8 protein-coding genes are annotated in these 7,053 nt (G+C 75.6%); 2 read left to right on the plus strand and 6 right to left on the minus strand.

Translation table 11 applies throughout. The annotated features are described in order from the left end of the window. Window positions 1–34 precede the first annotated feature (34 nt). Entirely contained in the window at window positions 35–466 is a 432-nt protein-coding gene (locus tag IRY44_RS25560; protein ID WP_194802774.1) for a hypothetical protein, read from the plus strand. Window positions 467–724: 258 nt separating this feature from the next. Further along, entirely contained in the window at window positions 725–2,866 is a 2,142-nt protein-coding gene (locus tag IRY44_RS25565; protein ID WP_194802775.1) for a S8 family serine peptidase, read from the plus strand. 13 nt (window positions 2,867–2,879) lie between these two features. Here the strand turns inward: IRY44_RS25565 and IRY44_RS25570 are convergent, their stop codons facing one another. From IRY44_RS25570 to IRY44_RS25595, 6 genes are all read right to left on the minus strand, one after another. Then, a complete protein-coding gene (locus IRY44_RS25570) occupies window positions 2,880–3,779 on the minus strand; it encodes a GlcNAc-transferase family protein (protein ID WP_194802776.1) in 900 nt (299 codons plus the stop codon). Next, on the minus strand, window positions 3,776–4,708 hold the full coding sequence (locus IRY44_RS25575; protein WP_194802777.1) for a hypothetical protein: 933 nt from the start codon (window positions 4,706–4,708) through the stop codon (window positions 3,776–3,778). The genes IRY44_RS25570 and IRY44_RS25575 overlap by 4 nt, the downstream gene beginning before the upstream one ends. A gap of 121 nt (window positions 4,709–4,829) precedes the next feature. Continuing rightward, window positions 4,830–5,747 carry a hypothetical protein gene (locus IRY44_RS25580; RefSeq protein ID WP_194802778.1) on the minus strand — a complete coding sequence of 306 codons (918 nt, stop codon included), beginning with the start codon at window positions 5,745–5,747 and terminating at the stop codon, window positions 4,830–4,832. Beyond that, complete coding sequence (locus IRY44_RS25585) at window positions 5,744–6,244, minus strand: type VII secretion system-associated protein (protein WP_194802779.1); 501 nt, start codon at window positions 6,242–6,244, stop codon at window positions 5,744–5,746. The genes IRY44_RS25580 and IRY44_RS25585 overlap by 4 nt, the downstream gene beginning before the upstream one ends. Further along, window positions 6,241–6,606, minus strand: a complete 366-nt coding sequence (locus tag IRY44_RS25590) for a hypothetical protein (RefSeq protein WP_194802780.1) — start codon at window positions 6,604–6,606, stop codon at window positions 6,241–6,243. Before IRY44_RS25590 ends, IRY44_RS25585 begins: the two co-directional genes overlap by 4 nt. Before the next feature lie 59 nt (window positions 6,607–6,665). After that, on the minus strand, window positions 6,666–6,989 hold the full coding sequence (locus IRY44_RS25595; RefSeq protein WP_194802781.1) for a YrhB family protein: 324 nt from the start codon (window positions 6,987–6,989) through the stop codon (window positions 6,666–6,668). Window positions 6,990–7,053: the final 64 nt, after the last annotated feature.

Below are 7,053 nucleotides of genomic sequence, written 5' to 3' on the forward strand. Positions count from 1 at the left end.
GTCGGCGACGACGTCATCCGATCGCAAGGAGGAAATGAAAACCGTGGAAGGTCTAGTCTGCTTCGGCATCGTGGCCGCACTGATCGGCTTCTTCGTGTGGCAGTTCATCGAGACGCGGAAGGCCGTCGCTACCACGGTCGTCGACACGACGTGCGATCCCGCCCAGGCGGTCGAGGTCGTACGAGAGGCGTTCGGCGGCCCCCGCAGCGTGCTGTGGACCGGCACGAGCGGTCCGGGAATGATCAATATGCGGCGACGTGGGATGCGGGGTGGTATCACGATGTCGATCGACATCGAACCACACCCGGGCGGGGGTTGCCGGGTGGAGATGTGGGCGTCGAGAACGGTCGAGTACCTGGGGATCCTGGTGAACTTCGCCGGTGTCGTAAACCGGCGGAAGACCGTGATCGGGCGGCTGCTGGCCGATGCGGAGAGCACGGGGGCGACGGGCAGCGTAGGACGGTGACACCGGAGCGGTAGGTCCCGCTCATTCGCGGAGGGCTGTAGGCCCTCCGCGAATGAGCGCCTACTCGACCGGAGCACCCGGCTGGTGCACCACCGCCGTGCATCGGGACCCGCGATGCTAGCCTGCCCGTCTGGTATGGACAGTCTTCTCGACCGGGTTCAAGAGTGGATCGATGACGGATGGTTCGGGCGCCCGGCGTCCGCGGCACCACGCAGCGTCCGGGGCCACTCCCGTGACCGGCACCCGAGGTGGTCGCGGGTGACCCGGTCCGTACGGGCAGCCGCCCGGGCCGCGCTCGCCGCCGTCGTCGCGTCGGCGGTGCTCGCGCTGACGCCCCTCCCGGCGTCGGCGGCCCGCCCCGGCGGTGAGCCGGTCAAGTTCTACACCGTCGAGGCGGCCCACCAGGGCGAGCCGGAGAACCTCACCGAGATCGCGGAGCGGTTCCTCGGGGACGGCGCGCGGGCGGCGGAACTGTTCGCGCTCAACAGCGGGCGGATCCAGCCGGACGGCGGCACCCTCACCGACGGTGTTCGGCTCCGGGCCGGGTGGGTGCTCGTGCTGCCGTGGGACGCGTACGGCAGCGAGGTCCGCCAGGGCGTCCCGCCGGCCCCTAAGTCGGCGCCGGGCACGTCCACGCCGGACGAAAGGCAGCGCACCGCCGACGGTGACGCGGTCGCCCGCCCGCCGAAGGGGTGCCGCACCGTCGCGACGTCGCGCGCCACGTCATCGTGGGCCGGTCCGCGCGTCGCCGCCGACCGGGCGTGGGCGCACAGCCGGGGCCGGGACCAGCTCGTGGCAGTCGTCGACTCCGGTGTCGCCGGCGGCCTGGCCCCGCTCGCCGGCCGGGTGACGACGGGCGTCGACCGGGCGACCGGCGGCGCCCGCGGTGACACCGACTGTCTGGGCACCGGTACGGCGATGGCCGGGCTGATCGTGGCGCAGCCGGTGAAGGGGTCGGCGGTGGCCGGCGTCGCGCCCGACGCGGCGGTCATGCCGGTCCGGGTGGCGGGCAGGACTGCCGGCGCCTCGGCCGCGGCCAGCGCGGCGGGCATCCGGGCGGCGGTCGGCTCCGGCGCCTCCGTCATCGCGCTCGGGCCGCAGGTGGACCTCGGGCAGGCCGAGGTGGTGACCGCCGTCAACGAGGCGGTCGACGCGGGCGTGGTGGTCGTGGTCGGCGCCGCCGGCGAGCAGGAGCCGGCGGATCCGGACGTGCCGCTGCACGAGGCGGTGCTGCGCGTGGGCGGGATCGGGCCGGACGGGGGTACCACCGGCAGCTACCGGTCCGGGGGCGTGGACGTGGTCGCGCCGGCCGTCGACGTGACGAGCCTCGGCATCACCGGCACCCGGCCGGTGACCGGCTCCGGCACGCACCACGCAGTCGCGTACGTGGCGGGGCAGGCGGCGCTGATCCGGTCGGCGTACCCGGACCTCGACCCGGCGCAGGTCCGCAACCGGGTGCTGAGGACGGCGAAGACCACCGGCGGCGTCGCGCCGGAGATCGACCTGACCGCCTCCGTCACCGCCGTGCTGCCCGAGGAGGCGCCCCGGGCGCAGGCGGCCGAGCAGGCGTCCGGCTCCACGGCTGGGATCGGCCGCCGGGCGGCGTTGCTGGCGCTCGCGGGGCTGGCGGCGCTCGCCGCCGTCCTGCTGGGCCTGCGCGCGCGCCGCCGGGCGGGAGCGGGCGACGATGCCGGATCATCCGCGGCGGCACCGGGCGCCACGACTGCCGGGTCCGCAGGCGCGGTCCCGGTGGAACCCCCCGTGACCCGTGTGGATCCAGCAGTCCCCGAGGCGGCGCTCGCCGAGCAGGCCGGCCCCGACCGGGCCTACGCCGCCCCGGCATCCGCCCGGCCGATTGTCGCCGCTGCCGAGTACACCGGGCCCGCCGACACCGGGTCGACCGCCGGCGCCGTGCCGGCTGACCCCGCCCCCGAGGACACCGTTCCGGGCGACACCGGGCCGGCCGTGACGGCGGCGGTGGCGGAGCTGAGCCGCGACCCTGCGCTGCGTCACCTGGCCGCCGACGAGGCGGGGATGGCGTACCTGGCGGAGACCCGGCCGGAGGCGCGCGAGAAGGCGCTCATCGGCCTGGTGCCGGGCATGGACGACGAGACGGTCGCCGCGCTGCCGGCGATGGTGACGGCGCTGCCCGGCACCGACGAGCAGGAACAGTCGCTCACCGGTGTCCTGGTGGACGTCCGGCGTCACCTGCGCGGCGACCCGCTCGCGCTGGACCGGGCGCTGGTGCGGGCCGGGAAGGTCCGGTGGCAGTCCCAGTACGAGCTGGCCGAGCACGTGGCGTCGTACGCGCGGCAGTATCCGGAGCTGGCGCGGCTCGCCACCGCCATCGCCGAGACCCGCTGGTCGAGCGGCGCCCAGGAACCGGCGCGGGGCACCTGACCAGACCGGCCGGTCAGAGCACCACCAGTTCCTGGGCCAGCATGTCGGTCCACGTGCGCCGGGTGAAGTTGCAGCCGGTGTGCGCCACGAACTCCTCCAGGGTGCGTACCGGCCCGATGCCGAGCCGGTCCACCGGCGGCGTGTGCAGCATGTAGAGCACCCGGCGGCGGCTCAGCTCCTCGTAGCGGGCCCAGTCGGCCTCGACGTGGTCGCTCCAGTGCCGCGGCCTGTCCTGCCGGATGTAGTAGTGCCAGGTCAGCACCTCGGTGGGGTGGAACAGGTCGTAGCCCCACGTGAAGGCGCGCAGAGCCAGGGTGATCTCCTCGCCGTGGAAGTAGATGCCCGGGTCGTAGGGGACCTCGGTGACGAACGACCCGGGTGCGAAGAGGAACCCGGCGGCCAGGAACAGCGCCGGCTTGGGCGGTACGCCGGGCGCGGCCCCCTCGATCAGGCGCTGACCGAAGACCGGTACGCCGACGTTCGTCCAGTCGCTGACGACGATCTCGGCGGGCGCGCCCGCGCCGGTGAACTCCTGATCGGGCTCGTAGCTCGGCGGGTACGCGGTCAGGACCGGCTTCGCCGCTCCGGTCTCCCGCGCCATCCGGATCATCCGCACGTCCCAGTCCGGCGCGAACCGGGTGTGGCTGTCCACCTGCAACAGCCAGTCCTCGCCGCGGTACTGCTGGAACGTCCTGTCCCGAGCCCAGCAGGCGCCGCGGCTGTCCCGGGCGTCGAACTCCTGCACGTCCACCTGCGGCAGGCCCCGGATGGCGGAGATGTCCTCGTCGCCGAGGTGCTGCCAGCACACCGCGATGCGGACGTCCTCCGGGTGTGCGGCCTTGGCCAGGCAGTCCAGCACCGTCGGCACCAGTTCCCGGTCCCGGTACGACGCGATCGCCACGAAGATGGTCACGCGTGGGCCTCCGCCGGGACGAGGGCGTACGACTGGAACAGCAGCGCCAGCGCGCGGTGCTCGTCGGCGGGGTCGGTGGCCGGCAGCAGGTCGCCGCGCGACCGGATGTGGGCCAGCAGGTTCGGCTCGGGCGCCAGCCCGTACGCCTGGAGGTAGTAGGCGACGGACTCGGGCCAGAGCCAGCGCCCGTCGGTGCGGTAGGTCATCGGCACGACCAGGCCGCGTGCGGGCTCCACCACGTCGGGCCCGCGTGCGGTGGTGGCGAGCACCGGCGTGCCCGCCTCCAGGTACGCCGCCGCGCGTGCGAGGTCGGTGCCGGACAACCGCTCCCGGTCCGGCGCGAAGCGCGCGCCGTCGTCGTCCACCTCGTCGAAGACGCGGGCGATCCGCAAGGGTTCGGTGTCCCGGTCGGCCCAGAGCAGCGCGCCGGACCGGCGGGCCGCGGCCGCGTACGCCGGGAGCTTGTCGCCGGGGCGGTACACCTCGACCAGCGGCGCCGAGATCCCGGCCCCGGCCAGCGCCCGCATCACTGTCGCCGCCGTCGCGGCCTGCGGGCCGGCGGTCTCCAGCACGTACACCGGCGCGGGCGGGATCGCCGCGGCGGCCCACTCCGGGGCGATCCGCCATCCGCGCCACAGCGCCACCGCGCCGGGCTGCTGCCGGACCGCCGCGACCGCGACCCGGTCGGTGTCGTCCATCAGGCCGTCGCGGCCGGTGAGGTCGGCCGGCGGCGGCACCCGCCCGCCGAAGACACGCGGATTCGGTACGGCCGACGCGAACGTGAACGGCAGGTCGACAGGTCCGGGCGGCTCGGGAAGGCACACCGTGCCGGTGTCGGCGAGCCGGAGCCGCGCCTCGGCGAGCGTGGCGTCCGGCACCCGGCCGCCGAGGTGCAGCAGCGCGGTGTGCAGCTCGTCCTGCTCCGTCATTCCCGGCCTCCTCGCGTCCTCGTCGGCGGGCGCATTCGACCACGGCGGCAGCCGGGAGCGCCGGGCCGCGCGCGGGCTCGTGCCCGAGAAACACCGCGACCGGGGCCGTTCGTGCATCCGGTCAGAGCGCGCCCGCGCGTACCAGGGCGGCGAGCGCCCGGTGGACGGCGACCGCGCCGGCCGGTTCCGGTGGGTCGGCCCGGCAGCGCCGCAGGTGCCGCAGCAGGCCCTCGTCGGCCAGCGCGCCCTCGTCGAGCAGCCGGTCGGCCACGTCGGCCGGCCAGACCCAGGCGCCGTCGGTGCGCAGGTGCGCGGTCAGGGCGGGCGCCGACCGCAGGTGGGTGACGAACGCGGCGACCTCGTCGTCGTCGACCGGCAGCCGGGCGTCCCCGCCGGCGGCCAGGCGTACCTCGCCGGGCGGCTGCGGGGCCCAGATCAGCGCGGACCGGGACCGGGCCGTCCACTGGTACGCGGGCAGCGGCAGATCGGGCCGGTACACCTCGACCGGCGCGTCGTGCCCGGCGTCGGAGAGCGCCCGCTGTGCCCGGTCGGCGACGGCGGGCAGCTCGTCGTCGGGCACCGTGGCTTCGACCAGGTAGACGCGCACGGCGTCGACGGTGCCGTCCGGCTCCCGGGTGATCCGCCAGCAGCGCCACACCCCGGTGGTGCGGACCGGGTCCAGCACGTCGAGCAGCACCAGGTCGAGGCCGTCCACGGTGCCGCCGGCGGTCTCGTCCACCACCGGTGGCCCGGCCGTCGCGTACAGCGGCAGGTCGACCGGCGGGAACGGGACGAACACGGCCACCGGATCGGCGTCCACCTCCTCGTCCGCCGCCGGGCCGGGCAGCGGCGTCTGCGGGGGCAGCAGCCTGGCGAGCGCCGTGATCTCCGCCGCGGACTGCGGGAACGCGCCCAGCAACCCGGCCGCGCAGGCGCCGTGGTCGCCACGGGCGAGCAGGGTACGCAGGCCGGCGAGGTCGTCGTCCGGGATCCGGCCGGCGGCGCGCAGGCAGAGCAGGTGCAGAAGGCCGGTGCTCATCGCGTCGCCGCCGTCTCGCGCAGGAACGCGGCGGCCAGCCGGGCGGGCGCCGGGCCGCCGGGGTTGACGAGCACGTCACGGTCACCGGCCACGGCGGCCAGTCCCGCCAGGTCGAGCAGCCGCCACCCGGGCGCGGGCACCGGTTCCCGGTGGGGTTCGCCGGTCGCGACCACCACGCACCGCTCGTCGTCCGGGGCGTGGACGACGAGCGGCCGCCCGTCGCCGTTCACCGCCAGGTGCAGGGTGGACGCGCGTAGCACCGCCCGCAGGTGTGCCGGCCGCACCGCACCGGCGGCCGCGATCAGGCGCAGCACGGCGTCGAGCGGGTCGGCGGGGGAGTCCGGGAAGTGCCGGCGGTAGTCCGGGTTGCCCCGGAACTCGCCCACCTCGCCGTCCTCGCCGACCTGCCACACCCCGAGGACCGCCTCGAACGGCGGCTCGTCGTCGCCTGCCGGCCACTCCGGGTCGAGCAGGAACACGAACTCGTCGTCGCTCATCCGCCGGTGTCCTCGTCCGCGTACCGGAGCGCGTGCCAGACGAGCGCGGCGGCCAGCCGTACCGGCTCGGTGCCGTCCGGGTCGACCAGGACGTCGATGCCGTCCGGCAGCAGTTCGGCCAGCTCGACCGCCTCGACCCGGCGCCACTCGGGCGCGAAGGTACGCGCGCGCTCCTCGGCCGTGGTCGCCACCGCCACGCACGGCTCGTCGTCGAAGGAACGGACGACGAGCGGACGACCGTCGCCGTTCATCGCGAGGTCGAGCCGGGCGACGCGCAGCGCGGACTGCACCTGCTCGATCGTGGCGTCACCGCGCATCATCCGGCGCAGCAGCACGCCGAGCGGCTCGGCGCTGTCGGTCATGGTTCCTCCAGGTGGCGGCGGCCCGCTGCGAGGGTCACGGCGGGCCGTCCGTCCGGGGCTCAGGCGAACGGGTCCGGTGCGGCCGGGACCGGCACCGCCGGCAGCCCTTCCCGCGCGGCGTACTCGTTGAGCCAGCGCTCCAGCGGCGGACCGGACGGCGCCACCCACGGCTCGGCGCCGTTCTTCGGTACGACCAGCGGTCCCACCGCGAGCGCGTCCAGAATGCTGCCGGTCTCGGTGGCCCGGACCGTGTTGAACGGGTACACCCAGCACCACTCGTACTCGGCCGGGGCGTCCGGGGCGAGCAGCGTCAGCGGCTGCTCCGGGTTCTCCAGCCCGCGCAGCGCGGCCTGCGCCCGGTTGCGGGCGTCGTCGGCGTTCATCGGGTAGTCCTTGTCTGTCGATGGTGGTCGGACGGTGCCCGCCCCGGCCGCCGTGACGGCCGGG

Source organism: Micromonospora sp. ANENR4 (assembly GCF_015354395.1).
GTDB classification, from domain to species: Bacteria; Actinomycetota; Actinomycetes; order Mycobacteriales; family Micromonosporaceae; genus Micromonospora; species Micromonospora aurantiaca.

Excerpts from the sequence above, each read along its gene's own strand:
- IRY44_RS25560 (WP_194802774.1), top strand. The coding sequence starts at position 35 with ATGAAAACCGTGGAAGGTCTAGTCTGCTTCGGCATCGTGGCCGCACTG.
- IRY44_RS25575 (WP_194802777.1), bottom strand. The coding sequence starts at position 4,708 with ATGACGGAGCAGGACGAGCTGCACACCGCGCTGCTGCACCTCGGCGGC.
- IRY44_RS25580 (WP_194802778.1), bottom strand. The coding sequence starts at position 5,747 with ATGAGCACCGGCCTTCTGCACCTGCTCTGCCTGCGCGCCGCCGGCCGG.
- IRY44_RS25585 (WP_194802779.1), bottom strand. The coding sequence starts at position 6,244 with ATGAGCGACGACGAGTTCGTGTTCCTGCTCGACCCGGAGTGGCCGGCA.
- IRY44_RS25590 (WP_194802780.1), bottom strand. The coding sequence starts at position 6,606 with ATGACCGACAGCGCCGAGCCGCTCGGCGTGCTGCTGCGCCGGATGATG.
- IRY44_RS25595 (WP_194802781.1), bottom strand. The coding sequence starts at position 6,989 with ATGAACGCCGACGACGCCCGCAACCGGGCGCAGGCCGCGCTGCGCGGG.